We start from the raw sequence: 25918 nt of genomic DNA on the forward strand, positions 1-25918 counted from the left end.
GGACGCTTCCTTTGTGCCTGTTTCACCAGGCTCTCCGGGCGCTTCCCTTCGGTCTTGCGTTTCCGACTCTATCAGATCCTCGCGGTCCTGATTTTCGCCGGTGCGTTTCGGCCTTTCGGCTTCTGCGCGGTTCCAACCTTACCAGATCCGTTCCGCGTTTCCGCTTTCCGTATCCGGCCCCCTGTTGGAGCGGGGCGACCGTCCGGCTCTCGCTTTCCGGCCCTTCCGACGTTATCAGATCCGTTTCCCGGTCCGTTGCCGGATCGAATTCGTTTCCGATGCCCCGTCGGCGAGGCGTGTTACGCCTTTCGGCGTGCTCACTACTTTAAGCGAATTCCCGTGCGGCGCATGATCGCGCCGTGGCGTCGAATTTCGGCAAGCGAAAAAGGACCCCGCCGGGGTGATCGTTCGTAGGTAGTGGGTTTGCGTCGCTCGGCGGCCCGCGCAGACAGCGCTGCCCGTGTCAAGCGGCTCGGGCTACGTTAGGCGGTCCGGAGGGCAGAGTCAAGCAGCCCTGCTCCGGACACCCGAACAGCTTCGCGCCGGCCGCCGCGACAGCTCCGCTCCGACGCTCAAGCAGCCCTGCTCCGGCGCTTGCGCGGTACGTGGGCGCGGTACGGGCTGACGGTGGGGTCGCCGTCGATCCAGAAGCGCCACGGGTGCACGGCGCCCTCGCCGCTGATGCCCGTACGCGGGCCGTTGAGCACCTCCTCCGTGTCCGCCGGATGGCCCTGGAGAACGGTGAGCGGCTGGTCCGGGTCGGTGGAGCAGATGTCCGTACCGTCCAGGGAGCGGTCGATGTCGAGGGCGGTGGCGAGCCGGGCCGGGCCCTTGGCGAGTTCGCGGGTGTTGCGTGCCTTCGGGCGGCGTTCGGCCGCCTGCTGTGTTCCGGTGAGTACTTCGCCGGCCCGCAGCAGGACACCGCTGGCGGTGCCTTCCTTGTTGCAGACCAGGTTGAGGCTGAACCACATGCCGTAGATGAAATACACGTACGCGTGGCCGGGCGGTCCGAACATCGAGGCGTTGCGCGCGGTGCGTCCCCGGTAGGCGTGCGAGCCCGGGTCCGAGGAGCCGTTGTAGGCCTCGACCTCGGTGATGCGCAGTTCGATCGGCCCCTGGGGGGTGCGGCGTACGAGGGTGCGGCCGAGCAGCTCAGGCGCGACGTCCAGGACGGGACGGTCGAAGAAGTCCCGCGTGAGCGGTCGGCGGTCCGGTGCGACGATCATGCGGATCAAGGGTAACGGAGAGCGACGCGAAGCATCGGGTGGGCGACTGGCCTCCGGGACGTTCCGTTGGGAAGGTGTCGCTCACGGAACCGGCCGGCGCCGCCCGGCGTGGGTAGCTGACGGACCGGGCCGCGATCACGGCGCATCACACGAGGTACAGGCGTCTGCCTGGGGAGGAACGAGCATGGGGTTCAAGAAGCTGCTGGCCAGCTTGGGGGCCGGAGGCGCGTCGGTGGAGACGGTGCTCTTCGAGGAGAACGTCGTGCCGGGCGGGGTCGTGCAGGGCGAGGTGCGGATCCAGGGCGGTTCGGTCGCCCAGCAGATCGAGAAGCTGTCGGTGGGCCTCCAGGCGCGGGTGGAGGTCGAGGGCGGCGAGCAGGAGTACAAGCGGGACGTCGAGTTCACCAAGCTGCAGCTCGGCGGGGCCTTCGAGGTGCAGGCCGGGGCGGTGCACACGGTGCCGTTCGGGCTGGAGATCCCGTGGGAGACGCCGGTGACGACGTTCCTGGGGCAGCAGCTGCACGGGATGCACGTCGGGGTGACGACGGAGCTGGCGATCGCCCGCGCGGTGGACTCCGGCGACCTCGATCCGGTCAACGTCCATCCGCTGCCCGCGCAGCAGGCCCTGCTGGACGCCTTCGGCCGGCTCGGGTTCCGGTTCAAGAGCGCGGACCTGGAGCAGGGGCACATCCGGGGTACCCGGCAGCGGCTGCCGTTCTACCAGGAGATCGAGTTTCACGCGCCGCAGCAGTACCGCGGGCTGAACCAGGTCGAGCTGTCCTTCGTGGCGGACGACCGGGAGATGGACGTGGTGCTGGAGATGGACAAGAAGCCGGGGCTCTTCAGCGAGGGCAGCGACACGTACCGCTCGTTCGTGGTGCCGCTGGACGGGTACCAGGGAACCGACTGGGCGGCGTACCTGAACCAGTGGCTGGCCGAGGTCGGCGGCAAGCGCAACTGGCTCTGAGGGCCCGTGTCCCACCGCCGGGCGGGCGCCCGGGGGTGGGACACACGCTTTAGCCTGGCCGGACAGGTGTCCATTCGCGACTCAGGAGGTGTCCAGGTGTCCGAGCTCAAGCGCCGGCCGCTCCCGCACGATTTCCATCCGCCGGTGGCCGGGTTCACCGTGGTGAGCGACGAGGTGACCGACGGCGGGCCGCTCCCGTCGGCGCAGGTGCAGGCGGAGGGCAACACCTCGCCGCACCTGCGGTGGGAGGGCGCGCCGGAGGGAACCCGCAGCTACGCGGTCACCTGCTTCGATCCGGACGCGCCGACCGGCAGCGGCTTCTGGCACTGGTCGGTCTTCGACATTCCCGCGTCGGTCACCGAGCTGCCCGCGGGGGCCGGCAGCGGTGACATGAAGGGGCTGCCGGAGGGCGCCGTCCACGTACGCAACGACGCGGGCACGCGGGACTTCACGGGTGCGGCGCCGCCGCCCGGTGACGGTCCGCACCGTTACGTCTTCACGGTGTACGCGGTGGACCAGGAGAAGCTCGGTCCGGACGCGGACGCGACGCCCGCCGTGGTCGGCTTCCAGCTGCGCTTCCACGCGATCGGGCGGGCGCAGCTGATCGGCGAGTACGAGGTCCCGGCCGGGAGCTGAGCAGTGGGCCGGTGTCCCGGGGCCCGGCCGCATTCCGGCCGGGCCCCGGATACCGGTCCTAAATCCGTTGCGCCCCGGCGCTCGTGCTCGCACAGTGGTGCATGGCCGGCAAACGGCTCGTACCACGGCCGTCGGGCAGCCGGTACCGCAGCGGCGGGGACGGCGGGGCGCAGGTGTGTCGCCGGCCGTCTGCCGGAGTCCGCTCTCTCGTGTCGGACGGCCGCGTCGGCTGCCATACGCTCCGGGGCCCCGGGAACGCACGGGGGCGGGGCCCCGGAGCGTGCCGCCCGCCGTGCGCCCCGGCGTGCTTCCTTCCGCCCCTCTTCGCGCACCCGTACCTTCACCTCCCCGTCATCTCTCATCTCCCTTGTGGCGTGCGGAAATTGCGTTGTCCAGGGGATCACTGGACCTGCACAGTGGAGCCACTTCGCCGAGCGGCGAACGGGGACCGGGAGGTGGACGGGATGCGCGAGACACTGGTGCTCAACGCGAGCTTCGAGCCGCTGGCGACGGTGTCGCTGCGGCGCGCGGTGGTGCTGGTCATGCAGGACAAGGCCGTGGTCGAGCAGGCGCATCCGGGGCTGCGGATCCGGGCCGCCGCGGTGGACGTCCCGGTGCCACGGGTGATCCGGCTGAGCCGGTACGTTCGGGTGCCGTTCCGAAGACAGGCGGCGTGGTCGCGGCGGGGTGTGCTGGTACGTGACCAGCACCGGTGCGCGTACTGCGGGCGGCGGGCGACGACCGTGGACCACATCGTGCCGCGCTCCCGCGGCGGTGGCGACACCTGGCTGAACACGGTCGCGTCCTGTGCGGAGGACAATCACCGCAAGGCGGACCGGACGCCGGAGCAGGCGGGGATGCGGCTGCTGACGCGGCCGTTCGAGCCGACGCCCGCCGATGCGCTGGTGGCGGCGCTGGCCGGTTCCGTGCGGGAGGAGCTGCCGGAGTGGCTGGGGCTGTCCGCGTAGCGCTCGTACGGGTCGAACGGGTCGCGGCGGGCTACGGGGCGTACGGCTCAGTTGAGCAGCAGCTGGGTGATCGCCGCGATGCCGACGGCGACGATCACCCCGCGCAGCACGGCCGGCGGCAGGCGGCGGCCGACCTTGGCGCCGACCAGGCCGCCGAGGGCCGAGCCGGTGGCGACGAGGACGACGGCGAGCCAGTCGATGTGCGCGGCGAAGAGGAAGAAGAGCGCGGCGACGCCGTTGACGAGCAGGGCCAGCACGTTCTTGACGGCGTTCAGGCGCTGCAGGTCCTCACTGAGCAGCAGGCCCATCAGGGAGAGGTAGATGACGCCCTGGGCGGCGCCGAAGTAGCCGCCGTACATGCTCGCGAAGAGGATTCCGGTCAGCAGCAGGGCACCACCGTCCGTGCGGACGGTGGTGCCGTTGCGTGCGCGGCGGGCGCGCAGCGCGGCGGCGAGCCGGGGCTGGAGGACGACGAGGACGAGTGCCACGGCGATCAGGACGGGCACGATCGCGTTGAAGGCGTCGGACGGCAGCACCAGCAGCAGGGCCGCGCCGATCAGTCCGCCGGTCAGGGCCGCGGCGCCGAAGCGCCGGATGCGGCGCCCCTGGCCGGCCAGCTCGCGGCGGTAGCCGAAGGCGCCGCTGAGCGAACCGGGCACCAGGCCGAGGGTGTTGGAGACGTTGGCGGTGACCGGCGGCAGGCCGATGGCCAGCAGGACCGGGAAGGTGATCAGCGTTCCGGAGCCGACGACGACGTTGATCGCGCCGGCGGCGCCGCCCGCCGCGAAGACGGCGAGCGCTTCCCACATGGTCATGCGACCCCCTCGTACATGATCGGTAGGGTCCGATCATGCATCAGGGCCCGCCCCCGTGACAGTGCTTTGCCGGGGGCGGGCCCTGAGGGGTGCCGGATCAGTCGATGGGCGGCTGTTCGCGGTGCGGCGCGGACTTGGTCATGCCGGGGCCGCCGGCCGGGGCGCCGCCGCCCGCGGGGTTGAAGCTGTTGATGGCGCCGCCGAGGCCCTTGAGCGCGTCGCCGATCTCGCTGGGCACGATCCAGAGCTTGTTGGCGTCGCCCTCGGCGATCTTCGGCAGCATCTGGAGGTACTGGTAGGACAGCAGCTTCTGGTCCGGGTCGCCGGCGTGGATCGACTCGAAGACCACCCGGATCGCCTGCGCCTCGCCCTCGGCGCGCAGCGCGGCGGCCTTGGCCTCACCTTCGGCGCGCAGGATCGAGGACTGCTTCTCACCTTCGGCGGTGAGGATCTGGGACTGCCGGACACCTTCGGCCTGGAGGATGGCGGCGCGCTTGTCACGGTCGGCGCGCATCTGCTTCTCCATCGAGTCCTGGATGGAGGTCGGCGGCTCGATGGCCTTCAGCTCGACGCGGTTGACGCGGATGCCCCACTTGCCGGTGGCCTCGTCCAGGACGCCGCGCAGCGCCGCGTTGATCTCCTCGCGGGAGGTCAGGGTCCGCTCCAGGTCCATGCCGCCGATGATGTTGCGCAGGGTGGTGACGGTGAGCTGCTCGATCGCCTGGATGTAGCTGGCGACCTCGTACGTCGCGGCGCGGGCGTCGGTGACCTGGTAGTAGATGACGGTGTCGATGTTCACGACCAGGTTGTCCTGGGTGATCACCGGCTGCGGCGGGAACGGCACGACCTGTTCGCGCAGGTCGATGCGGTTGCGGATGGAGTCGATGAAGGGGACGACGATGTTCAGGCCCGCGTTCAGGGTGCGGGTGTAGCGGCCGAAGCGTTCGACGATGGCGGCGCTGGCCTGCGGGATGACCTGGATCGTTTTGATGAGTGCGATGAAAACGAGCACCACCAGGATGATCAGGACGATGATGATCGGTTCCACTGCGGCTCCCCGATACCCCTCGGTTACTGGCTGCGGCGGCCTGGGCCGGCCCTGTCTTGATCGAGTCTTTCAGAGCGACGGGCCGGCGCGCTGGCGGTTCGCCTCATCCGTGCGCTCGTACGACGACTGGCTTGAACGCTCACATGACGACCGCGGTGGCACCTTCGATCTCCACCACGTCCACCTTCTGCCCCGGCTCGTAGACCTGGTCGGCGTCCAGCGCGCGGGCGGACCAGACCTCGCCGCCCAGCTTGACCCGGCCGCCGGCCGCGTCGACCCGCTCCAGGACGGTGGCGGAGCGGCCCTTGAGGGCGTCGATGCCCGAGGCCAGCTGCGGGCGCTGGGTCCGGTGGCGGTTGGCGATGGGGCGTACCACCGCGATGAGGGCGACCGAGACGGCCGCGAAGACGATGAACTGTGTGACCGTGCCGCCGCCGAGGCCCGCGGTGACCGCGCCGGCGACGGCGCCGACCGCGAGCATCCCGAACTCGGGCATCGCGGTCACGACGAGCGGAATGCCCAGTCCTACGGCGGCGATGAGCCACCACACCCATGGATCCACGCCTTCATGGTAGATCCGCCGGACGGCCCGGGACAGGGGCCGTCCGGTCAGGAAAGGGGCGCCGGAGTCAGGAGAGCGGCAGGCCCTGGGCGGTCCAGCGGTCGCCGTGGCGCTCGACGACCAGCGGCAGGCCGAAGCAGTGGGAGAGGTTGCTGGAGGTCAGCTCCAGGTCGAGCGGTCCGGCGGACAGCACCTTGCCCTGGCGGATCATCAGGACGTGGGTGAAGCCGGGCGGGATCTCCTCGACGTGGTGGGTGACCATGATCATGGAGGGCGCGTACGGGTCGCGGGCGAGCCGGCCGAGGCGGCGTACGAGGTCCTCGCGCCCGCCGAGGTCGAGGCCGGCCGCGGGCTCGTCCAGGAGGAGCAGTTCGGGGTCGGTCATCATCGCGCGGGCGATGAGGGTGCGCTTGCGCTCGCCCTCGGAGAGGGTGCCGAACTTCCGGTCCAGGTACGCGTTCATGCCGAGCCGGTCGAGGAAGGCGCGGGCGCGCTGCTCGTCGATGTCCTCGTACTGCTCGCGCCAGCCGGCGGTCATGCCGTACGCGGCGGTCAGCACGGTCTGCAGGACGGTCTGGCTGCGCGGCAGCTTGTCGGCGAGGGCGATGCCGGCCACGCCGATGCGCGGGCGCAGGTCGAAGACGTCGACCTTGCCGAGGGTCTCGCCGAGGATCGAGGCGGTGCCGGTGCTCGGGAAGAGGTAGCTGGAGGCGACGTTGAGCAGGGTGGTCTTGCCGGCGCCGTTGGGGCCGAGGATCACCCAGCGCTCGCCCTCCTTGACCGACCAGGAGACCTGGTCCACCAGAGCCCGTCCTTCGCGGACCACGGATACGTCCACCAGCTCCAGCACATCGCTCATGAGCGCGTTGTCTCCCATTGCATATCGGTCGGTCTCGTGCGCCTGTGGGCGCATCCCCCCTGCAAACCTACGCCACTCGATGTCAGTGCCTGTCCTTAGGCTGGGGACATGCTCGATGAACCTCGTTCGGGACGGCTGGCCGCGTGGGGAAATGCCCTGTTGGCCGGGCTTGTCTCACCTGATGAAGCCGCGCAGCGGATCGCGGACGACGACGCGGTGCACCGCGTGCTGGGCCTGCCCGGGGAGCCGGGCCCGGTCGGGCTGACGCTCGCGCTGGGGCGGCTGCGGGCGCTGGGGGCGACGGGCCTGCGGGTGGCGCTGCCGGTGCCGGGGCATCCGCTGGGGCTGAGCGGTCCACCGGAGTTCAACGCGCGGGCGCTGGAGGCCGGGGAGGCGGTGCTGGCGTCCGGGGTGGCGCTCGGGCTCGTCCCGGAGGTGCGGGAGTCGGGCCCCGGAGGCGCCGCGGTGGCCCGTGCGGACGTGCATGTCGAGGTGGTCTGGCACTGCCTCGCGATACGCGACGCGCCTCCGGCGGACGTGCCCTCGCTCGGCGAGGCGGAGCGGGAGCTGGCGGAGGCGCTGCGGGAGGCGACCGAGGTGCTCTCCCGGCTGGACGTGGCGGGCTCGGGGCCGGTCGCGCAGGCGGCGCTGGAGGCGTACCGCGCGCGGGCCGAGGCGGGGCGGCAGGTGCTGGCGCCCGGCTGTCCGCCGCGGGCGGTGCGCGTGCTGGAGCTGGCGCAGCGGGTCGGCGCGCTCATCGGGATCGCGCAGGGTGCCGGCGGGGACGGGCAGGAGCACGGTGGTGCGGTGAGCGCGTCGGAGATGGCGGCGCGGGCCGAGGCGCTGCGTCCGGTGGAGCGCACGGCCCGGCGGGCGCAGGTGGCGGCGTACAACGCGTACGTGGAGGAGGCGGAGCGGCGCCGGGGGTGAGCGCCGGGTGGGCGGGGTGGGGCCGTGACCGTACGGGGGCACAGGCGGGCTCGTGACCGCACGGGAGAGCCGCGCCCGTACGGGGTACGGCCGTACGGGGCACGCGCGGGAAAGGCCCCGCCGGCCGGGGTGCGGGCGGGCGGGGCCTTCGGGTGGACGCGGGTGCTGTCGCGGTCCGGGGGTGCCGTGGATCAGTGGTTCGCGGCGGCGTTGTGGTGGGTGGGGTTGAGGACGCCCACGACGTTGATGCTGTTGCCGGAGACGTTCACGGGCACGTCGACGGGGATCTGTACGAGGTTGCCCGCGAGGACGCCGGGGGACTTGTGGACGGCGCCGTTGGCGTGCGCATGCCCGGTGGCGGCGGCGGAGCCGGCGGCGGCACCGGCGGCCAGCCCGGCGGTGGCGAGTACGAGAGCGGCCTTCTTGGCGGTGTTCATGGAAGTGTTCCTCACGTGTCGGCGCGGAGCCGCGGGGTGGTGGTCATCGGGTGCCTGGTGAGGCCGGCCCGTCGGGAGTGGGTGGCCGGGCCGGCCCGTCGTGCGACGGCGGTCAGGAGTTGTGGCCGCGGTTCCCGAAGGCCGGGTTCAGGACGCCGACGACCGAGACGGTGTTGCCGGTGACGTTGACCGGGACGTGCACCGGGACCTGGAGCAGGTTGCCCGACACGACGCCGGGGGAGTTCACGGCGTGGCCCTGCGCGATGCCCTGGGCGGAGGCGATACCGGCACCGGCGACGGCGAGTCCGCCCGTGGCGATCGTGACGGCCACGGCCCTCTTGATGTTCTTCACTTCTCTGACCTCTCCTGACGACGGCCGCGGTCGACTTCCGCGGCACGCCATGGAGAACGGCCGGACGCCCGGCGGGTTGCGCCACATGGGTGACGTCCACCCGACGGTATGAATCTCGGATCGGATGACGGCGGACCGGCCCGTGCCCTGATAGTCGGATCGCCACAGGTGCCGAGCGGGAACCGGCCCCGGTCCGGCCCCCTTCCGCGGCCTGGCCGGGGACCGGAGCCGACCCCCTTCCGGGCCTGGCCGGGAGCCGGAGCCGCCCCCGACCCCGGCCTCCGCTCCGCCCCGCTCCTCAGGCGCCGATGCCGTGCCGGACCGCCCAGAGCGCGGCCTGGGTCCGGTCCGCGAGGTCCAGCTTCATCAGGATGTTCGAGACATGGGTCTTGACGGTCTTCTCCGACAGGACGAGTGCCCGGGCGATCTCGCGGTTGGAGCGGCCGTCCGCTATCAGGGCGAGGACCTCGCGCTCCCGGTCGGTCAGCGAAGTGCCGCGCCCCTGGCCGTTGTTGCCCTCTTCCTGGGAGAGCAGCGCGCCGGCCACCTCGGGCTGGAGCAGGACGTGTCCGGCGTGCACGGAGCGGATGGCACCGGCCAGGGCGTCCGGGTCGACGTCCTTGTAGACGTAGCCCGCGGCGCCCGCGCGGAGCGCCGGGACGACGGTGCGCTGCTCGGTGAAGCTGGTGACGACCAGCACGCGGGCCGGGTTGTCCAGTTCGCGCAGCTTGCGCAGGGCTTCGATGCCGTCCATGCCGGGCATCTTGACGTCCATCAGGACGACGTCCGGGCGCAGTTGCTCGGCGGCGGCGATGCCCTCGGCGCCGTCGGACGCCTCCCCCACCACCTCGATGTCGTCCTGGACCTCCAGGAACGTACGCAGTCCGCGGCGGACGACCTGGTGGTCGTCGACCAGCAGCACCCGGATGGCCCGCCCGTCGCCCGCCACCGCCCGCCGGTCGGCGCTCCCCCGGGCCTCACCCGGGGGATTCCCCACCGCGTCGCCCTTCTTGACTTCACCCACCAGGCACCTCCATCTCCACAGCAGTGCCCTTGCCGGGCTCCGATTCCACGGTGAGCCGGCCGCCGACGCCGCTCGCCCGGTCGCGCATCGACACCAGGCCCAGGTGCCGCCCGGCGCGGCGGACCGCGCCGGTGTCGAAGCCGCGGCCGTCGTCGGCGACGCGCAGCAGGGCGCCCTGGCCGTGCCGTACGAGGGCGACCTCGACGCGGCCGGCGCCGGCGTGCCGCAGGGCGTTGTGCAGGGCTTCCTGGGCGACGCGCAGCAGTGCTTCCTCCTGGGCGGCGGGCAGCGCGCGGACGCCCTGGGCCTCGAAGGTGACGTGTGCGTGGTGGGCGCGGTCCAGGACCTGCGCGTGGGAGCGCAGGGTGGCGACCAGGCCGTCCTCGTCCAGGGCCGCGGGGCGCAGTTCGACGACGGCGGCGCGCAGTTCGTCGGCGGCTTCCGCGGCGAGGGCGGCGACCTGCTGCAACTCGCCCTTGGCGCGGGCCGGGTCGCGGTCCACGAGGGCGGTGGCGGCCTGGGCGGTCAGCCGGAGCGAGAAGAGCTTCTGGGCGACGGCGTCGTGCAGTTCGTGGGCGAGGCGGGCGCGCTCCCCCGCGATGGTCAGTTCGCGGCTGCGCTCGTACAGGCGGGCGTTGGTCAGGGCGATGGCGGCGTGCTGGGCGAGTATGCCGAGCAGCCGTTCGTCCTCGGCGGTGAAGCCGCAGCCGCCGGCGGGCTTGGGGCACTTCTTGTTGGCGAGGAAGAGCGCGCCGAGGATCTCGTCGCCGTCGGCGACCGGCAGGCCGATGAAGTCGGACATGTCCGGGTGGGCGGCGGGCCAGCCGCCGAAGCGGGGGTCGGCGCGGACGTCGGCGAGCCGTTCCGGGGTGGCGTTGTGCAGCATCGCGGCGAGGATGCCGTGCTGGCGGGGCAGCGGGCCGATGGCCTTCCACTGCTCCTCGCTGACGCCGTCGACCACGAACTGGGCGAAGCCGCCGTGATCGTCGGGCACGCCGAGGGCGGCGTACTCGGCGTCGAGCAGTTCGCGGGCGGAGGCGACGATCGTCTTGAGTACGTCGCGCACCTCCAGGTGCCGGCTCATGGCGAGGATCGCGCTGCTCACGGCGGGGATCCCGGCGCCCGGCCCGTCTCCCGGCCCGTGTCCGTCTCCCGGTCCGTTGGTCATGGCCTCACGGTACCGGCGGGCGGTGACAGTCGTATCGGACCAGCGGCGGCCTCCGCTTAGGCCGTCGGGACTAGGGCGAAGTGCCCTGGGCCGTCCCGCCTGCTGCCCGAGGTGGCCCGGGCCGCCCGGTTCCTAGCGTGTGCGGCGAGGACGCACATCGTTGGGGAGAGGTGGTTCGGGCCATGCCGGTGGCAGTGATCACGGGGGCGTCGAAGGGGCTGGGGCGGGCGCTGGGTGCGGCGCTGGCCGGGCGCGGCTGGGATCTGGTGGTGGACGCCAGGTCGGCCGGGCCGCTGGAGGAGGCGGCGCGGGGGCTGCGCCGGGCGGGGGCGCGGGTGGTGGCGCTGCCCGGGGACGTGACGGACGCCGCGCACCGGGCGGAGCTGGTGGCGGCGGCGCGGGGGCTGGGCGGGCTGGACCTGCTGGTGAACAACGCGAGCGTGCTGGGTGTCGAGCCGCTGGTGCGGCTGGAGGAGCACGGGCTCGACGGGCTGCGGGCGGCTCTGGAGGTGAACGCGGTGGCGCCGCTGGGGCTCGCGCAGGAGGCGTTGCCGCTGCTGCGGGCGTCGCGGCTCTTCGGGACGTCCGCGGCTTCTCCTTATATAGGTGACAGTGATGCTCATATACGGACAGAGCATCACAAGAGTACGGGCGGGGCCGTGCTCAACATCAGCTCCGACGCGGCGGCCGAGGCGTACGAGACCTGGGGCGGGTACGGGGCGGCCAAGGCGGCGCTGGACCAGCTCTCGGCGGTGCTGGCGGTCGAGGAGCCGGGGCTGCGGGTGTGGTGGGTGGATCCGGGCGACATGCGGACGGATCTGTACGCGGCGGCCGTGCCGGGCGACGACGACTCCGTGCGCCCGCTGCCCGAGACGGTCGTACCGGCGCTGCTGCGGCTGCTGGACGCGGGCGCGGCCAGCGGGCGGTACGCGGCGCCGGGCCTGCTGGTCGGTGCCCGGTGACCGCCGAGGTGCTGCGGGTGCCGCCGGAGCTGTCGGCGCGGGAGCCGGCCGAGCAGCGCGCCCCGGGGCGGGGGCGGGACGCGGTGCGCCTGCTGGTCAGCCGGGGTACGGCGGAGCCGGCGCACCACGCGTTCCGGGAGCTGCCGCGGCTGCTGTCGGCCGGGGACGTCCTGGTGGTGAACACCTCGCGGACCCTGCCGGCGGCGCTGGACGGCCGGACCGGGGACGGGCGGGGGCGCGGCGAGCCGGTGGTGGTGCACTTCTCGACGCGGGCGGACCGGCGGTATCCGCGGCCGGAGGCGGCGCCCGGGGACTGGGCGGTGGAGCTGCGGACGCCGGACGGCCGCGGCAGCACCCGGCAGCGGGCGGGCGGTCCGGCGGGCGCGGTGGTGCGGCTGCCGGGCGGGGCGCGGCTGGTGCTGCGGGCGCCGGTGGATCCCGGGAGCGTACGGCTGTGGTGGGCGCGGGTGTCGGGGGCGCCGGTCGCGGATCTGCTGCGCCGGTACGGGCGGCCGATCCGGTACGGCTATACGGACCGCGACCAGCCGCTGGACGCGTACCGGACGGTGTTCGCGGTGGGCTCGCCGGACGGCGGCGGCAGCGCGGAGATGCCGAGCGCGGCGCGGCCGTTCACCGCGTCGCTGGTGGCGCGGCTGGTGAGCAGGGGTGTGCAGATCGCGCCGGTGACGCTGCACACGGGGGTGGCGTCGGCGGAGGCGTACGAGCCGCCGTACCCGGAGCGCTTCGCGGTGCCGCCGTCGACGGCGTGGCAGATCAACGCGGCGCGGGCGGGTGGCGGCCGCACGATAGCGGTGGGGACGACGGCCGTACGGGCGCTGGAGAGCGCCGCCGGGGCGGACGGGCGGATCCGGGCGGCCTCCGGGTGGACCGATCTGGTCGTCACGCCGGAGCGCGGGGTGCGGGCGGTGGACGGGCTGCTGACCGGGCTGCACGAGCCGCAGGCGTCGCACCTGCTGATGCTGGAGGCGGTCGGGCAGGTGGCGGCCGGCGCGGATTTCGGGGACGCGCTGTGCCGGGCGTACGCGGAGGCCGTACGGCAGCGCTACCTGTGGCACGAGTTCGGGGATCTCCACCTCATCCTGCCGTCCTGAACCCCAGACTCGGAGCATGTCGACACCAACGAGGAACTGGGCACCGACCCACGGCGATCCCTACCGGTCGGTGCCGTACCACCCCGAGCGGATGCCGGCCGGCGAGTCGCTGGCCCGCGCCGCCGAGCTGCGGGAGCGGATGGACCGGCGGCGGACCGTCCGGCAGTTCTCCGCCGACCCGGTGCCGGAGCAGGTGGTGAAGGACGCCATCGCCTGCGCGGCCACCGCGCCCTCCGGCGCGCATCAGCAGCCCTGGACGTTCGCGCTGGTCAAGGACCCGGAGGTGCGGCGGCGCATCCGGGAGGCGGCGGAGGCGGAGGAACGGGTCTCCTATGCGGGGCGGCTGGGCGAGGAGTGGCTGGCGGCGCTGCGGCCCCTGGGCACGGACGAGATCAAACCGCATCTGACCGACGCGCCCCAGCTGGTCGTCGTCTTCCAGCAGCGGTACTGGCTGGGGCCGGACGGCACCCGGCACAAGCACTACTACGTGGACGAGTCGGTGGGCATCGCGGTCGGGATGCTGCTGTCCGCGCTGCACCTGTCGGGCCTGTCGGCGCTGGTGCACACCCCCAGTCCGATGCGCTTCCTCCAGGAAGTGCTGGGGCGTCCCGCCAACGAGAAGGCGTTCGCCGTGATTCCGGTCGGATATCCGGCCGAGGACTGTCGCGTACCGGATCTGGTGCGAAAGTCCCTGGACCAGGTACTGGTGGAGATCTAATTCACTGACACACTGTGCGAGTGCAATCACACCGGGCAACTAAACCCCTTGCCCGGTGTGACGCCGCACATAGGACCCACGTCACTTACGAACGGCATTAGTGGCTTTACGGCGCGCGTACGACTTTTGGATGATGCGGGGTGTACCTGGGGTGGACCCGGTGATGACGCCGGGAGAACCCGGCCGTGACGCGAGATCCGCGCCCCGGGTTCCACTAAGCAGGATCGTAAATCGGCTCTTTGCTCGGCGAATTTCCGGCCGCTAACAATGACTCCCGTCGCTACGGCGCCGTGGACAGATCTCGGCGTGCATCGCCTTTCCCGGCCACAGCGGCGCACCCCCGTTGGAAGAGGTCTGACTCCCCATGCCCAAGCACGCCATCCCCGGCTACGCCCGCCTGAACCGGACGCACAAGCTCTCGGCCGCCGGTGTCGCCGCTGCCGGTGCCGCCGCCCTGGTCTTCGCCGTCGTACCGGGCTCGGCCGACGCCCAGCAGGGCCACGGCCAGGCAGCCGCCCAGAACATCAAGCCGGTCGCCTTCGGCGCGGTCGACAACGCGGCCAAGACGCAGCAGGAGACCATCGGCAAGCAGGCGGACGCCTCCGCCCAGCAGGCCGAGAAGGACGCCGCCGAGGCAAAGAAGAAGGCCGAAGACGCCGAGAAGGACGCCAAGGCCAAGGAGGAGGCCGACGCCAAGGCCAAGGCCGACAAGGAGCGCCAGGAGAAGGAGGCCGCGAGCCGGTCCGCCGACCGCGCCGCCGCGCCCGCCCCCAAGACGTACAGCAACGACCTGGACGGCTGGATCCGCGAGTCGCTGGACATCATGCAGAAGCACGGCATCCCGGGCTCGTACGACGGTCTGTACCGCAACATCATGCGCGAGTCGACCGGCAACCCGCAGGCCGTCAACGGCTACGACTCCAACGCGCAGCAGGGCACCCCGTCCAAGGGCCTGCTCCAGGTGATCGACCCGACCTTCCAGGCGTACCACGTCGAGGGCACCTCCTGGGACATCTTCGACCCGGTCGCCAACATCGTCGCCGCGTGCAACTACGCCGCCGCGACCTACGGCTCGATGGACAACGTGAACTCCGCGTACTGAGCGGCACGCGCACGCGCCGAGGGGCGGCACCCACTGCTGGGTGCCGCCCCTCGGCGCGTGCGCGGTGTGCCGTGCGCTACTTGCGCATGACCTCCGGCTCGTGGCGGCGCAGCAGCCGGGCCACCACGAAGGCGAGGGCCACGCCGAGCGCGAGCAGGATGATCATGTCCATCGCGTAGACGCTCGCCTCGTGCTTCCACAGGGGGTCGGGGTTGCCCGCCTCCCACGGCAGCAGCGTGTTCATGTCGGCGGTCGCGCCCATCGCGGCCACCGCCCAGCGCGACGGCATCAGCCAGGCCACCTGGGCGACGCCGACCGTGTCGAAGAGCTGGAAGAGCACGCCGGTGAAGACCACCTGCACGATGGCGAACATGACCAGCAGCGGCATGGTCTTCTCGGCGGTCCGCACCAGCGCCGAGATGATCAGGCCGAACATCATCGAGGTGAAGCCGAGCGCGATGACGGCGAGGCCCATCTCGACGGCCGGCAGGTCCTTGAAGAGCACGCCCTCGGTGGGCATCTTGCGCGGGGTGAAGCCGATCGCCGCGATGATCACGCCCTGGAAGGCGGTCACCACACCGAGCACGATCACCTTGGACATCAGGTACGCCGAGCGCGACAGGCCGGTGGCCCGTTCCCGCTCGTAGATGACCCGCTCCTTGATCAGCTCACGGACCGAGTTGGCGGCGCCCGAGAAGCACATGCCGACCGCCAGGATCAGCATGATCGTGCTGGCGTCGCGGTTGGGGCCCTTGGGCCCGTAGCCCAGGCCGTGCTGGCTGGGGATGAGGATGGAGACCACGCCGAGCACCGCCGGCAGGATCAGCATCAGACCGAGGAAGCCGCGGTCGGAGGCGAGCACCGAGACATAGCGCCGCATCAGCGTCCACAGCTGCGAGCCCCAGCTCTGCGACTTCTGCATCCGGGCCGGGGGCGGCTGGACCGCCACCGACTGCGGGGCGACGGCGTCGATGTCCGCGGCGTACATCTGGTAGTGCGGGGAGCCGCGCCAGCGGCCCATCCAGTCGTAGTCGCGGTAGTTCTCGAAGGCGGAGAAGACGTCCGCCCAGGAGTCGTACTGGAAGAAGTTCAGGGCCTCCTCGGGCGGGCCGAAGTAGGCCACGCCGCCGCCCGGCGCCATCACCAGCAGCTTGTCGCACAGGGCCAGCTCGGCGACGGAGTGGGTGACCACCAGGACCGTACGGCCGTCGTCGGCGAGGCCGCGCAGCAGCTGCATGACGTCGCGGTCCATGCCCGGGTCCAGGCCGGAGGTCGGTTCGTCCAGGAATATCAGGGACGGCTTGGTCAGCAGCTCCAGGGCGACCGAGACGCGCTTGCGCTGGCCGCCGGACAGGGAGGTGACCTTCTTGTCCTTGTGGACGTCCAGCTTGAGCTCGCGCAGCACCTCGTCGATACGGGCCTTGCGCTCGGCCTCCGCCGTGTCGCCCGGGAAGCGCAGCTTGGCCGCGTACTTCAGGGCCTTCTGGACGGTCAGCTCCTTGTGGAGGATGTCGTCCTGCGGGACCAGGCCGATGCGCTGGCGCAGCTCGGCGAACTGCTTGTAGAGGTTGCGGTTGTCGTAGAGCACGTCGCCCTGGTCGGCGGGGCGGTAGCCGGTCAGCGCCTTGAGCAGGGTGGACTTGCCGGAGCCGGACGGGCCGATGACCGCGATCAGCGACTTCTCCGGGACGCCGAACGAGACGTCCTTGAGGATCTGCTTGCCGCCGTCGACGGTGACGGTCAGGTGGCGGGCCGAGAAGGAGACCTCGCCGGTGTCGACGAACTCCTCCAGCCGGTCGCCGACCAGCCGGAAGGTGGAGTGGCCGACGCCGATGATGTCGTTCGGGCCGACCGGTGCCTTGCCGGACTTGGGGACCGGCTGGCCGTTGATGTACGTACCGTTGTGGCTGCCGAGGTCGTGGATCTCGAAGCGGCCGTCGGGCGTGGCCCGGAACTCGGCGTGGTGCCGGGAGACCTGGAGGTCGGAGACGACCAGCTCGTTCTCCAGCGCGCGGCCGATGCGCATGACGCGGCCGAGGTCCAGGCGGTGGAACGTGGTCGGGCTGCGGTCGCCGTAGACCGGCGGGGCGGTGGCGCGGGACCGGTCCGCGGGGGGCTGCTGGGCCGCGGGCGGCTGCTGCCCGGCGGGGGGCCCGCCGTGCGGCGGCTGCTGGGCGTACGGAGCCTGCGGCTGCTGGTTCCAGCCCTGCTGCTGCGGGACCGGCTGGGCCGGGGCCTGATGGTGGGCGGGCGCCTGGTGGAGCGGCGGCTGCTGCTGGACCTGCGGCGGCCCGGCCCAACCGGGCCCGGCCTGGGCCTGGGGCTGCGCCATCGCGGTCTGCGCGCCGTGCACACCGGCGGCCGGCGCGGCGCTGCCCGACAGGGTCAGCCGCGGGCCGTCGGTGGCGTTGCCGAGGTGCACCGCGGAGCCGGGGCCTATCTCCAGCTGGTGGATCCGCTGCCCCTGGACGTACGTGCCGTTGGTGCTGCCCTGGTCTTCGATGATCCAACTGCGCCCGCCCCAGCGCACGGTGGCGTGCCGCCAGGAGACCCTGGCGTCGTCCAGCACCATGTCGCCCTGCGGATCTCTGCCCAGGCTGTAGGACCGGGACGGGTCGAGCGTCCAGGTCCGTCCGTTCAATTCGAGTACGAGTTCAGGCACTCCATGCCCCATTACATAGTCCCCCGAGTGACGCCCTGTATGGGAAGTCTAGGGATGGCGAACATCGTGAGGAACTATTTCAGGCGCGGTGCCCGGAGCCAAAAAACCGGTCACGCAAGGTCGTGAGCCGCTCGCGTTGACGGCGGCGAAAGGCCCACGGAGAGTGGTAAGCACCCACGGATGCGCATGGATCATGCCATCGTGCGCGTTCGGGACGACTCGGCTCGGATCGGGGGCTTCGATGACCGCCGGCACCACCGCACGGATCCGCTGGGGCGACGTCCTGCTGTCCGCCGTCGCCGCCGTCAGCTGGGCGTTCCTGGCGATGGCCGGGGTGGCCGCGCTGGGGCTGCACCTGCTGGGCGCCGACTCCGCGGCGTCGCTGGGGCCGCTGACCGCCGCGGCGGTGGTGCTGGCCGTGGGCGGCGCCGTGACGCCGTCGGGCGATGTGAGCGCCTTCGGGCTGGAGGGGCAGGCGGCCGGATCCGCCGTTGACATCGCGCCGTTGGGTGTGGGTCTGGTGGGCGCCGTGGTGCTGGGGTGGGTGTTCGCCCGGTCGCTGCGGCGGGCCGGCGCGACCGTCGGCTGGGGCGAACTGACCGCCCGCGCCGGGGCGTCGGCGGGCCTGTTCGTCGCGCTGCTGGCCTTCCTGGCCTGGGCCGGACACGACTCCGTGACGATCGACGGCACGACGCTGGCCGGGCTGGTCGGCGGCGGGGGCTCCGGAGGCGGGGGCGGTGCCGACGGACTGCTCGACCGGCTGCGGGACGGCCTGGGCGGCCTCGGCATCGGGGACGGCGACGACGGCGGGCTGCCGGACCGGATCGCCGACCTGATCGGGGCCGAGGCGTCCGTCGGGTTCGCGGTGGATACGGGCGCCTCCCTCCTCGGCGGCACGGTGTGGGTGCTCGGAGTACTGCTGATCACCGTGCTGGCGGCCCGGCGGGCACCGCTGCCCCGTGGGCTGGAGGCGGCCCACCGCTCCGTGCGGCCCGCGGCGTCGGCGCTGGTCACGGTGGCGCTGGTGGCGGTGGCGGCGGGGCTGGCGGCGGCCGGGTACGCGGCCGTCGGCGACGACCATCCGGGCCGGGTGCTGGGGGCGGCGCTGCTCGCCGCCCCGAACGGCGTATGGCTCGGCATACCGCTGGGCCTGTTCGTCCCCTGGCACGGCAGCGCGTCCGGGGTGCTCACCCGGTTCCTGCCCGACCCGGTCGACCAGCTGCTCGGCGGACGGAACGACGTCCGGCTGACCGTCGGGCGGCTCGCCGAGCTGGACGGGCGGGTGTGGCTGCTGCCGGTGGCCGCCGGGCTGATGATGCTGCTCGCGGGCGTACTCACGGCGGTGCGGACGCCGCGGGAGGGCGCCCGGACGCTGCCGTTCGCGCTGCGGTGCGCGGCGGGGCTGGGGACGCTGACGGCGCTGACCCTGCCGCTGATGGTGCACCTGACCGGCGTCTCGGCGAACGCGAGCCTGTCCGTCTTCGGGTTCGACGCGTTCGGCGCGGGCCTGGAACTGCGCGGCAGCGTGCCGGCGGCGTTCGCGCTGGGGGCGGTGTGGGGCGCGGCGGCGGGCCTGCTGGGCGGGCTGCTGGCGTGCGCCACCGGGGCCGCGGGGCGACGGGCGGTACGGCTGCCCGGCCGCGCGGAACCGCCGCCGGGGGACGGCCGGGCGTACGACGGGGCTGACCGCGACCGCGCCTGGGGCGTCCGGGAGGACGGCGGGACTGACCAGGGGTACGGCTGGGCCGACCGGCAGCACGGCGGTGGCGTCCGGGGGTACGGCGGCGCGGTCGACGCCCGTACGCCGGAGTACGGGCCCCCCGGCTCACGGGACTACCCCGACGCAGCCTACCGGCCCGGCCCGTACACCCCCTCCCCCGCCTACCGGCCGCCGCACGCGGACACGAACCCGTACCTGCGCGCGCCGCAGGGGGCGAACCCCCCCGGGCCGCCTTCGGGCGGGCCGCCGCCACCCGGGGAACCACCGCGCCGGCAGAACTGGCCGGCCCCGCCACCGGGGCCCCCGCCGGAGACCCAGACCTGGCCGCCACCGCCCGACGAGGCCCCGCGTACGGAGCACTGGGCGCCGCCGCCGGAGCGGCCTCGGCACTTCCCGGACCGGCAACCGTCCCCGGGCACACCTGGCGCCCCAGACGCCCCGAGTACCCCGGACCGGCGCTCGGCTCAAGGCACACCAAGCACCCCAGGCACCCCAGGCACCCCAGGCCGGCACTCGGCTCCAGGCACTCCAGGCACCCCAGGTCGGCACTCGGCTTCAGGCACTCCAGGCACCCCAGGCACGCCAGACCAGCACTCGGCTCCAGGCACCCCAGCCCGGCGTACCCCCGGAGAACACCCTCCGCCGCCCCCTGCCCGGCGCCCGTCCGCGAAGCAGCCCCCCACCCAGGACTGGCGGCCACCGCCCGCCGGGCACGCGGCGCCGACGGCGCGCCGGCCCGGGAGCAGGCCGCCGGAGCCTCCGCCGCCGCCCGAGTCACGCCCCACGGTGGGCGGCGGGCACCGTACGCCCCCTCCCCCGCGTCCCCCGGTGCCGCCGAAGCCGCGCGGCAAGCCGCGGCAGGACCGCGAGGACCCGCCCGACGGGCCACCGCCGCCCGGACGGCCGGGAGGGGGGCGCTGAGCAGGGGGCCGTCCGTACCACGGACACCTGTACGGGAGCCGGCGCGGGCCGGTTACCGTAAGAGCACCATGAGCGCATCGCAGATCCCGCCTGCCACCGCCGTACCGGGCGACGACGTACCGACCCTTCTCGTCAAGATCTTCGGCAAGGACCGGCCCGGCATCACCGCCGGGCTCTTCGACACCCTGGCCGCCTACTCCGTCGACGTCGTCGACATCGAGCAGGTGGTCACCCGGGGCCGCATCGTGCTGTGCGTCCTGGTCACCTCCCCGGTCCCGGCCGGCGGCTCGTCCGGCGCCACCGAGGGCGACCTGCGGGCCACCGTGCACAGCTGGGCCGAGTCGCTGAACCTCCAGGCCGAGATCATCTCCGGCACCGGCGACAACCGGCCGCGCGGCACCGGCCGCTCGCACGTCACCGTTCTGGGCCACCCGCTCACCGCGGAGTCCGCCGCCGCCATCGCCGCCGCGATCACCGGTACCGGCGGCAACATCGACCGTATCTTCCGGCTCGCCAAGTACCCGGTCACGGCCGTGGAGTTCGCCGTCTCCGGCACCCCGACCGAGCCGCTGCGCACCGCGCTGGCCACCGAGGCGGCCGCGCTCGGCGTGGATGTCGCGGTGGTCGCCTCGGGGCTGCAGCGCCGGGCGCAGCGGCTGGTCGTCATGGACGTCGACTCCACCCTCATCCAGGACGAGGTCATCGAGCTGTTCGCGGCGCACGCGGGCTGCGAGCAGGAGGTCGCCGAGGTCACCGCGGCGGCGATGCGCGGCGAGCTGGACTTCGAGGAGTCGCTGCACGCCCGCGTCGCGCTCCTGAAGGGGCTGGACGCGGGGGTGGTGGAGCTGGTGCGCAAGGAGGTACGGCTGACGCCCGGCGCGCGTACGCTCGTCCGCACCCTCAAGCACCTCGGTTACCAAGTCGGTGTCGTCTCGGGCGGGTTCACCCAGGTCACCGACGCGCTCCAGGAGGAGCTGGGGCTGGACTTCGCGTCCGCCAACACCCTGGAGATAGTGGACGGCAAGCTCACCGGCAAGGTGACCGGCGAGATCGTGGACCGGGCGGGCAAGGCCCGGCTGCTGCGCCGCTTCGCGCACGAGGCCGGTGTGCCGCTCGCGCAGACCGTCGCGATCGGTGACGGCGCCAACGACCTGGACATGCTGAACGCGGCGGGCCTGGGCGTCGCCTTCAACGCCAAGCCGCTGGTGCGCCAGGCCGCGCACACGGCGGTGAACGTGCCGTTCCTGGACACCGTGCTGTACCTGCTGGGCATCACCCGCGAAGAGGTGGAGGCGGCGGACACCCACGACGACTGAGCGTCCGGGTACGTGAGAGGGCTCCGGCGCGCCGCGCGCCGGAGCCCTCTTACGTCACACGTGCGCCCGTGCACGCACCCGCCGCTTCACGTGTGCGCCCGTACCCGCACCCACCCCTGTACGGATGCACCCGTGCACGCGCCGGCCGCGTCAGGCGTGCGGCGCCCAGAAAGCGATCAGGCGGCCGACGCCGTGCTCGACCGTCTTCCAGGAGCCGGCGAAGGTCAGCACGGCGATCGCGGAGGTCGGGAAGCCGCTGCGGTTCATCCGCGCGAGCAGGTCGCCCTCGGCCTCGCCCGCCAGCGCGTCGGCGAGGCCGTGCATGCCGGGGTTGTGGCCGACCAGCATCAGGTCGGTGACGTCGTCGGAGGTCTCGTTCAGCACCGCGATCAGCTCGCCGACGGAGGCTTCGTACAGCCGCTCCTCGTAGACGGTGCGGGGGCGCTGCGGCAGCTCGCCGACGGCGAGCTTCCAGGTCTCGCGCGTGCGCGCGGCGGTCGAGCACAGGGTCAGGTCGGGGGTGATCCCGGAGCCGGCCAGCCAGTGGCCGGCGACCGGGGCGTCCTTGCGGCCTCGCTCCGCGAGGGGGCGCTCATGGTCGCTCTCCTGCGACCAGTCGGCCTTGGCATGGCGAAGCAGGACAATCCGGCGAGGTGTTTCGGCGCTCATGTGTCCAGCTTCGCACGAAACGCAGCGCGGGGCGCGAGGTGTTGGGGCGCTCCCCCCGCAGGGTGAACGGTCCTCCCGTACATCGCCGTCACCGGTCTCAGCCCGCTATGCCGAAGAGGCGGGCGAGGAATTCGAGCACCGGCGCCACGCCCTGGGACGCGCTCACCGCGTGCGCCGGGGACGGTGCCGTCATGACGACGAGCAGCGCGACGAAGGCGACGACGGCGAGGGCCACGGCCCACCACGGCAGGCCCGTACGGGTGCCCGGACCGCGGGATACGGACGGCCTGCTGGAGACGGCGGACATCGGTGGCCTCCGGGGACTTCGGCGGGGACGGCGCGGCCGCGTGGTACGGCCGCGCCCACCGCAGCGGCACGGTGTGCTTCGAACCTACGGTCCTCCGCAGGCCGTTCCCATCCGGTACGCCACCCACTTGCCCCTGACGCTGGGCCCCTAGGGGATGGTGGGGGTAACCCCCCGCCTCCGCCCTCGGCGGACGGGCGGGTGCGGTGCGTCAGGGAGAGGCGAGGCTCGCGATGACGGCGATGACGGCGGTCACGGCGAGCATCGCGCCCAGGACGATGAGCAGCTTCTTCTGTCCGCCCGGCGGATTCGGTTCGAGCACTGGCATGGCTTCAGTGTCGCACCTTGGCCTCGTCCTCCATCCGGCGGTCCCGGCCCGCCAGCATCCCGACCGCCATCTGGGGCACCATCAGCCCGGCCATCAGCGCGATCGGCCATCCCCAGCCGCCGCTGTGCTGGTAGAGGGTGGCCACCAGGAGCGGCCCGGGGATGGAGATCAGGTAGCCGACGCTCTGCGCGAAGGCGGACAGCCGTACGACGCCCTCGGCGCTGCGCGACCGCATCCCGATCATCGTCAGGGCCAGCGGGAAGGCGCAGTTGGAGATGCCGAGCAGCAGCGCCCAGGCCCAGGCGCCGGAGGCCGGGGCCAGCCACAGCCCGGCGTAACCGGCCAGCCCGCAGACGCCGAGCCCGACGGCCAGCGGCCCCTGGTTGCGCATCCGGGCGGCCACCCGGGGCAGCACGAAGGACAGCGGGACGCCCATCGCCATCGTGACGGCGAGCAGCACACCCGCGGTGCCCGCCGGTACGCCGGCGTCGCGGAAGATCTGCGGCATCCAGCCCATGGTGATGTACGCGGCGGTGGCCTGGAGGCCGAAGAAGACGGCCAGCGCCCAGGCGGTCGGCGAGGTGCTGACGCGCAGCGTGGCGGCCGGCGCGGCGGGCTGCCGGGCGGCCGGGCCGCCCTGTCCCCCGCGGTCGCGGACGACCGTCAGCCAGGGCAGTACGGCGAGCACGGCGAGCACCGCCCACACCACCAGGCCGGACTGCCAGCTGCCGCCGAGCGCGCTGGTGACGGGGACGGTGAGCGCCGCGGCGAGCGAGGTGCCCAGGGCGAGCGCCATCGAGTACAGGCCGGTCAGCGGGCCGACGCGGTCCGGGAACCAGGTCTTGATGACCACCGGCAGCAGGACGTTGCTGACCGCGATGCCCGCGAGGGCCAGCGCGGTGGCGGCGAGGAAGCCGGCGGTGCTGCCGGTGTAGGGCCGTACGACGACGCCCGCGGCGATCGCGGCCATCCCGGCGCAGACGACCGCGCCGGGGCCCCAGCGCCGGGCCAGCCGCGGGGCGGCGGTGCCGAAGACCGCGAAGCACAGGGCCGGTACGGAGGTGAGCAGCCCGGCGACGGTCGCGCTCATGCCCAGGCCGGACCGTACCTCCGCCATGAGCGGACCGAGGCTGGTGATGGCCGGGCGGAGGTTGAGGGCGGCCAGGACCAGGCCGGCGACCATGAGGAACGGCAGGGCCCGGGCAGGGGCCGGAACGGAGGCCGGAACGAGGGCCGGTCCCGGGTGCGCTTCCTGACCCGCACCGGAAGTTCCGGCATCGGCGGTCCCGGCCCCGGAGGTCCCGGCATCGGCGGTCCCGGCCCCGGAGCCGAGTGTCGCGAGGGAGTCGTCTGACATGGCACTCATCATAGAATCATGGGATGAATGATTGTCCAGCTTCACCGGACGGTTCCCGGGCCCGGCGGGCTCGCTATCCTCTCGCGGTGCCGACCGACGGTCCCCGGACCCCGACCCCACTGGAGCGCTGACATGCCACTGACCTCACCCCGGCGCTCCGCGCTGGCGGACCAGGTGATCACCCAGCTGCGGGCGCAGATCACCTCCGGCGAATGGCCGGTCGGCTCCCGCATCCCGACCGAGCCCGAACTCGTCGAACAGCTCGGGGTGGCCCGCAACACCGTCCGCGAGGCCGTACGCGCGCTGGCGCACAACGGCCTGCTGGACATCCGCCAGGGTTCCGGCACGTACGTGGTGGCCACCAGCGAACTGGCCGGGGTGATGAACCGCCGCTTCGCGGACGCCGACCCCGAGCACGTGGCGGAGCTGCGCAGCGCGCTGGAGGCGGCCGCGGCCCGGCTGGCCGCGCGCCGCCGTACCGACCAGGACCTGCGGCAGCTCGACACCGCGCTGGAGCGGCGCGAGCGCGCCTGGGAGTCGGGCGCGGCGACGGCGTTCGTGGAGGCCGACGCGACGCTGCACATGGCGGTCGTCGCGGCCTCGCACAACGAGGTGCTGGCCGAGCTGTACGCGGACCTCGGCGGCGTCCTGCGCGAGTTCCTCCGCGCCGACGTGGGCGACGTGCTGCGGCCCGAGGCGCACGTGGACCACGCGCGGCTGGTGGCGGCGATCCGCGCGGGCGACGACGAGCGCGCCGCGAGCGAGGCGAGCGCTCACCCCTTCGGGTGCCGGCTCGGCGCCCAGCGCACCGGCTGACCTGTACGGCGTACCCGTACACCTGTAACCGTCCCTCCCCCCGTACGCGCCCCTCCCCCCGTAGGACGCCGCACACCGCCGTAAACGCACACCGCCCGTAAACGCACGCTGCCCGCCCCGGTGAACCGGGACGGGCAGCGCTGCGGCGGTTCTGATCGCCGAGAGGCGTCAGGCGCCCATCATGTGCACGCCACCGTCGACGTGCACGATCTCGCCGGTGGTCTTCGGGAAGAAGTCCGACAGCAGGCCCACGACACCGCGGCCGGCCGGCTCCGGGTCGGTGAGGTCCCAGCCGATCGGGGCGCGGTGGTTCCACACGTCCGCCAGCTCCTCGAAGCCCGGGATGGACTTGGCGGCCATCGACTTGATCGGGCCGGCCGAGATCAGGTTGCAGCGGATGTTCTTCGCACCGAGGTCGCGGGCGAGGTAACGGTTGGTGGACTCCAGAGCGGCCTTGGCCACACCCATCCAGTCGTACTTCGGCCAGGCGATCTGCGCGTCGAAGGTCATGCCGACGACCGAGCCGCCCTGCGGCATCAGCGGCAGGCAGGCCATGGTCAGCGACTTCAGCGAGTACGCCGAGACCTGCACCGCAGTGCTCACGTCCTCCCAGTTCGCCTCCAGGAAGTTGAAGGCGCCCTGCGGGCCGAAGGCGATGGAGTGCACCACGCCGTCGAGCCGGCCGTCGTCGCCGGTGTAGTCACGGATCTTGTCCGCGAGGCCGTCCAGGTGCTCCTGGTTGGTCACGTCCAGCTCGATGACCGGCGCTTCCTTGGGCAGCCGCTTGGCGATCCGCTCCACGAGCGAGAGCCGGCCGAAGCCGGTGAGGATGACCTCGGCGCCCTCGTTCTGGGCGACCTTGGCCGCGTGGAAGGCGATCGAGCCGTCAGTGATGACGCCCGTGACCAGAATGCGCTTGCCTGCGAGGATTCCACTCAT

General features: G+C 72.9%; 26 protein-coding genes. 11 read left to right on the top strand and 15 right to left on the bottom strand.

Going from position 1 to position 25918, the window contains the following annotated elements; all coding sequences use genetic code 11:
* Positions 1-572: 572 nt before the first annotated feature.
* Positions 573-1226 carry a DNA-3-methyladenine glycosylase gene (locus AB0L45_RS36750; RefSeq protein ID WP_365848004.1) on the bottom strand — a complete coding sequence of 218 codons (654 nt, stop codon included), beginning with the start codon at positions 1224-1226 and terminating at the stop codon, positions 573-575.
* 184 nt (positions 1227-1410) lie between these two features.
* Between AB0L45_RS36750 and AB0L45_RS36755 the strand changes: the two genes are divergently transcribed.
* From AB0L45_RS36755 to AB0L45_RS36765, 3 genes are all read left to right on the top strand, one after another.
* Positions 1411-2193: a sporulation protein gene (locus AB0L45_RS36755; protein ID WP_365848006.1), complete on the top strand. Its 783-nt coding sequence runs from the start codon at positions 1411-1413 to the stop codon at positions 2191-2193.
* A gap of 96 nt (positions 2194-2289) precedes the next feature.
* Entirely contained in the window at positions 2290-2829 is a 540-nt protein-coding gene (locus tag AB0L45_RS36760; protein WP_365848008.1) for a YbhB/YbcL family Raf kinase inhibitor-like protein, read from the top strand.
* A gap of 464 nt (positions 2830-3293) precedes the next feature.
* On the top strand, positions 3294-3797 hold the full coding sequence (locus tag AB0L45_RS36765) for an HNH endonuclease (protein WP_365848010.1): 504 nt from the start codon (positions 3294-3296) through the stop codon (positions 3795-3797).
* Positions 3798-3844: 47 nt separating this feature from the next.
* Here AB0L45_RS36765 and AB0L45_RS36770 read toward each other — a convergent pair whose 3' ends face one another.
* From AB0L45_RS36770 to AB0L45_RS36785, 4 genes are all read right to left on the bottom strand, one after another.
* Positions 3845-4612, bottom strand: coding sequence for a sulfite exporter TauE/SafE family protein (locus AB0L45_RS36770; protein ID WP_365848011.1), 768 nt, complete (start codon positions 4610-4612; stop codon positions 3845-3847).
* Between the two features lie 97 nt (positions 4613-4709).
* The gene (locus AB0L45_RS36775) at positions 4710-5660 is read right to left on the bottom strand and encodes an SPFH domain-containing protein (protein WP_033033285.1); all 951 of its coding nucleotides are present in this window, start codon (positions 5658-5660) and stop codon (positions 4710-4712) included.
* 139 nt (positions 5661-5799) lie between these two features.
* On the bottom strand, positions 5800-6210 hold the full coding sequence (locus AB0L45_RS36780) for an NfeD family protein (protein WP_365848089.1): 411 nt from the start codon (positions 6208-6210) through the stop codon (positions 5800-5802).
* Between the two features lie 79 nt (positions 6211-6289).
* Positions 6290-7081: an ABC transporter ATP-binding protein gene (locus tag AB0L45_RS36785; protein WP_365848014.1), complete on the bottom strand. Its 792-nt coding sequence runs from the start codon at positions 7079-7081 to the stop codon at positions 6290-6292.
* Positions 7082-7189: 108 nt separating this feature from the next.
* Between AB0L45_RS36785 and AB0L45_RS36790 the strand changes: the two genes are divergently transcribed.
* Positions 7190-8011 (top strand): hypothetical protein, encoded by an 822-nt coding sequence (locus AB0L45_RS36790; protein ID WP_365848016.1) that lies wholly within the window; start codon positions 7190-7192, stop codon positions 8009-8011.
* 191 nt (positions 8012-8202) lie between these two features.
* On the opposite strand, the gene AB0L45_RS36795 is transcribed toward AB0L45_RS36790, so the two are convergent.
* The 4 genes from AB0L45_RS36795 to AB0L45_RS36810 form a co-directional block, all read right to left on the bottom strand.
* Positions 8203-8448: a chaplin gene (locus AB0L45_RS36795; protein ID WP_365848018.1), complete on the bottom strand. Its 246-nt coding sequence runs from the start codon at positions 8446-8448 to the stop codon at positions 8203-8205.
* 112 nt (positions 8449-8560) lie between these two features.
* The gene (locus AB0L45_RS36800; protein ID WP_365848020.1) at positions 8561-8800 is read right to left on the bottom strand and encodes a chaplin; all 240 of its coding nucleotides are present in this window, start codon (positions 8798-8800) and stop codon (positions 8561-8563) included.
* 298 nt (positions 8801-9098) lie between these two features.
* Positions 9099-9749, bottom strand: coding sequence for a response regulator transcription factor (locus tag AB0L45_RS36805; RefSeq protein ID WP_365848091.1), 651 nt, complete (start codon positions 9747-9749; stop codon positions 9099-9101).
* 67 nt (positions 9750-9816) lie between these two features.
* The gene (locus AB0L45_RS36810; protein WP_365848022.1) at positions 9817-10992 is read right to left on the bottom strand and encodes a GAF domain-containing sensor histidine kinase; all 1176 of its coding nucleotides are present in this window, start codon (positions 10990-10992) and stop codon (positions 9817-9819) included.
* 182 nt (positions 10993-11174) lie between these two features.
* Between AB0L45_RS36810 and AB0L45_RS36815 the strand changes: the two genes are divergently transcribed.
* The 4 genes from AB0L45_RS36815 to AB0L45_RS36830 all read left to right on the top strand — a co-directional run bounded on the left by AB0L45_RS36815 (position 11175) and on the right by AB0L45_RS36830 (position 14886).
* Positions 11175-11954, top strand: a complete 780-nt coding sequence (locus AB0L45_RS36815) for an SDR family oxidoreductase (RefSeq protein ID WP_365848024.1) — start codon at positions 11175-11177, stop codon at positions 11952-11954.
* The gene (locus AB0L45_RS36820) at positions 11951-13066 is read left to right on the top strand and encodes an S-adenosylmethionine:tRNA ribosyltransferase-isomerase (RefSeq protein WP_365848026.1); all 1116 of its coding nucleotides are present in this window, start codon (positions 11951-11953) and stop codon (positions 13064-13066) included. The genes AB0L45_RS36815 and AB0L45_RS36820 overlap by 4 nt, the downstream gene beginning before the upstream one ends.
* A gap of 16 nt (positions 13067-13082) precedes the next feature.
* Positions 13083-13784 (top strand): nitroreductase family protein, encoded by a 702-nt coding sequence (locus AB0L45_RS36825; RefSeq protein WP_365848028.1) that lies wholly within the window; start codon positions 13083-13085, stop codon positions 13782-13784.
* Between the two features lie 364 nt (positions 13785-14148).
* The gene (locus AB0L45_RS36830) at positions 14149-14886 is read left to right on the top strand and encodes a transglycosylase SLT domain-containing protein (protein ID WP_365848030.1); all 738 of its coding nucleotides are present in this window, start codon (positions 14149-14151) and stop codon (positions 14884-14886) included.
* A gap of 76 nt (positions 14887-14962) precedes the next feature.
* On the opposite strand, the gene AB0L45_RS36835 is transcribed toward AB0L45_RS36830, so the two are convergent.
* Positions 14963-17560 (bottom strand): FHA domain-containing protein, encoded by a 2598-nt coding sequence (locus tag AB0L45_RS36835; protein ID WP_365848032.1) that lies wholly within the window; start codon positions 17558-17560, stop codon positions 14963-14965.
* 229 nt (positions 17561-17789) lie between these two features.
* Here AB0L45_RS36835 and AB0L45_RS36840 point away from each other — a divergent pair, with 229 nt between their 5' ends.
* Together AB0L45_RS36840 and serB are read left to right on the top strand one after the other, a co-directional pair.
* Positions 17790-20189, top strand: coding sequence for a streptophobe family protein (locus AB0L45_RS36840; RefSeq protein WP_365848034.1), 2400 nt, complete (start codon positions 17790-17792; stop codon positions 20187-20189).
* Between the two features lie 68 nt (positions 20190-20257).
* The gene (gene serB, locus AB0L45_RS36845) at positions 20258-21505 is read left to right on the top strand and encodes a phosphoserine phosphatase SerB (RefSeq protein WP_365848036.1); all 1248 of its coding nucleotides are present in this window, start codon (positions 20258-20260) and stop codon (positions 21503-21505) included.
* A 150-nt stretch (positions 21506-21655) separates the two neighbouring features.
* On the opposite strand, the gene AB0L45_RS36850 is transcribed toward serB, so the two are convergent.
* From AB0L45_RS36850 to AB0L45_RS36865, 4 genes are all read right to left on the bottom strand, one after another.
* Positions 21656-22174, bottom strand: coding sequence for a histidine phosphatase family protein (locus AB0L45_RS36850; protein ID WP_365848038.1), 519 nt, complete (start codon positions 22172-22174; stop codon positions 21656-21658).
* A gap of 97 nt (positions 22175-22271) precedes the next feature.
* Complete coding sequence (locus AB0L45_RS36855; RefSeq protein ID WP_365848039.1) at positions 22272-22481, bottom strand: hypothetical protein; 210 nt, start codon at positions 22479-22481, stop codon at positions 22272-22274.
* A gap of 208 nt (positions 22482-22689) precedes the next feature.
* A complete protein-coding gene (locus AB0L45_RS36860; protein WP_275126387.1) occupies positions 22690-22806 on the bottom strand; it encodes an SGM_5486 family transporter-associated protein in 117 nt (38 codons plus the stop codon).
* A 4-nt stretch (positions 22807-22810) separates the two neighbouring features.
* Positions 22811-24163, bottom strand: a complete 1353-nt coding sequence (locus AB0L45_RS36865; protein ID WP_365848041.1) for an MFS transporter — start codon at positions 24161-24163, stop codon at positions 22811-22813.
* A 132-nt stretch (positions 24164-24295) separates the two neighbouring features.
* Between AB0L45_RS36865 and AB0L45_RS36870 the strand changes: the two genes are divergently transcribed.
* The gene (locus tag AB0L45_RS36870; protein ID WP_365848044.1) at positions 24296-24979 is read left to right on the top strand and encodes an FCD domain-containing protein; all 684 of its coding nucleotides are present in this window, start codon (positions 24296-24298) and stop codon (positions 24977-24979) included.
* Between the two features lie 168 nt (positions 24980-25147).
* Here AB0L45_RS36870 and fabI read toward each other — a convergent pair whose 3' ends face one another.
* The gene (gene fabI / locus AB0L45_RS36875) at positions 25148-25918 is read right to left on the bottom strand and encodes an enoyl-ACP reductase FabI (RefSeq protein WP_365848045.1); all 771 of its coding nucleotides are present in this window, start codon (positions 25916-25918) and stop codon (positions 25148-25150) included.

It is taken from the genome of Streptomyces sp. NPDC052496, from assembly GCF_040679095.1.
Classification (GTDB): domain Bacteria; phylum Actinomycetota; class Actinomycetes; order Streptomycetales; family Streptomycetaceae; genus Streptomyces.

Excerpts from the sequence above, each read along its gene's own strand:
- serB (WP_365848036.1), top strand. The coding sequence starts at position 20,258 with ATGAGCGCATCGCAGATCCCGCCTGCCACCGCCGTACCGGGCGACGAC.
- AB0L45_RS36870 (WP_365848044.1), top strand. The coding sequence starts at position 24,296 with ATGCCACTGACCTCACCCCGGCGCTCCGCGCTGGCGGACCAGGTGATC.
- AB0L45_RS36860 (WP_275126387.1), bottom strand. The coding sequence starts at position 22,806 with ATGCCAGTGCTCGAACCGAATCCGCCGGGCGGACAGAAGAAGCTGCTC.
- AB0L45_RS36815 (WP_365848024.1), top strand. The coding sequence starts at position 11,175 with ATGCCGGTGGCAGTGATCACGGGGGCGTCGAAGGGGCTGGGGCGGGCG.
- AB0L45_RS36865 (WP_365848041.1), bottom strand. The coding sequence starts at position 24,163 with ATGTCAGACGACTCCCTCGCGACACTCGGCTCCGGGGCCGGGACCGCC.
- AB0L45_RS36830 (WP_365848030.1), top strand. The coding sequence starts at position 14,149 with ATGCCCAAGCACGCCATCCCCGGCTACGCCCGCCTGAACCGGACGCAC.
- AB0L45_RS36850 (WP_365848038.1), bottom strand. The coding sequence starts at position 22,174 with ATGAGCGCCGAAACACCTCGCCGGATTGTCCTGCTTCGCCATGCCAAG.
- AB0L45_RS36755 (WP_365848006.1), top strand. The coding sequence starts at position 1,411 with ATGGGGTTCAAGAAGCTGCTGGCCAGCTTGGGGGCCGGAGGCGCGTCG.
- AB0L45_RS36825 (WP_365848028.1), top strand. The coding sequence starts at position 13,083 with ATGTCGACACCAACGAGGAACTGGGCACCGACCCACGGCGATCCCTAC.
- AB0L45_RS36795 (WP_365848018.1), bottom strand. The coding sequence starts at position 8,448 with ATGAACACCGCCAAGAAGGCCGCTCTCGTACTCGCCACCGCCGGGCTG.
- AB0L45_RS36840 (WP_365848034.1), top strand. The coding sequence starts at position 17,790 with ATGACCGCCGGCACCACCGCACGGATCCGCTGGGGCGACGTCCTGCTG.
- AB0L45_RS36835 (WP_365848032.1), bottom strand. The coding sequence starts at position 17,560 with ATGGGGCATGGAGTGCCTGAACTCGTACTCGAATTGAACGGACGGACC.
- AB0L45_RS36855 (WP_365848039.1), bottom strand. The coding sequence starts at position 22,481 with ATGTCCGCCGTCTCCAGCAGGCCGTCCGTATCCCGCGGTCCGGGCACC.
- AB0L45_RS36810 (WP_365848022.1), bottom strand. The coding sequence starts at position 10,992 with ATGACCAACGGACCGGGAGACGGACACGGGCCGGGAGACGGGCCGGGC.
- fabI (WP_365848045.1), bottom strand. The coding sequence starts at position 25,918 with ATGAGTGGAATCCTCGCAGGCAAGCGCATTCTGGTCACGGGCGTCATC.
- AB0L45_RS36785 (WP_365848014.1), bottom strand. The coding sequence starts at position 7,081 with ATGAGCGATGTGCTGGAGCTGGTGGACGTATCCGTGGTCCGCGAAGGA.
- AB0L45_RS36765 (WP_365848010.1), top strand. The coding sequence starts at position 3,294 with ATGCGCGAGACACTGGTGCTCAACGCGAGCTTCGAGCCGCTGGCGACG.
- AB0L45_RS36790 (WP_365848016.1), top strand. The coding sequence starts at position 7,190 with ATGCTCGATGAACCTCGTTCGGGACGGCTGGCCGCGTGGGGAAATGCC.
- AB0L45_RS36770 (WP_365848011.1), bottom strand. The coding sequence starts at position 4,612 with ATGACCATGTGGGAAGCGCTCGCCGTCTTCGCGGCGGGCGGCGCCGCC.
- AB0L45_RS36750 (WP_365848004.1), bottom strand. The coding sequence starts at position 1,226 with ATGATCGTCGCACCGGACCGCCGACCGCTCACGCGGGACTTCTTCGAC.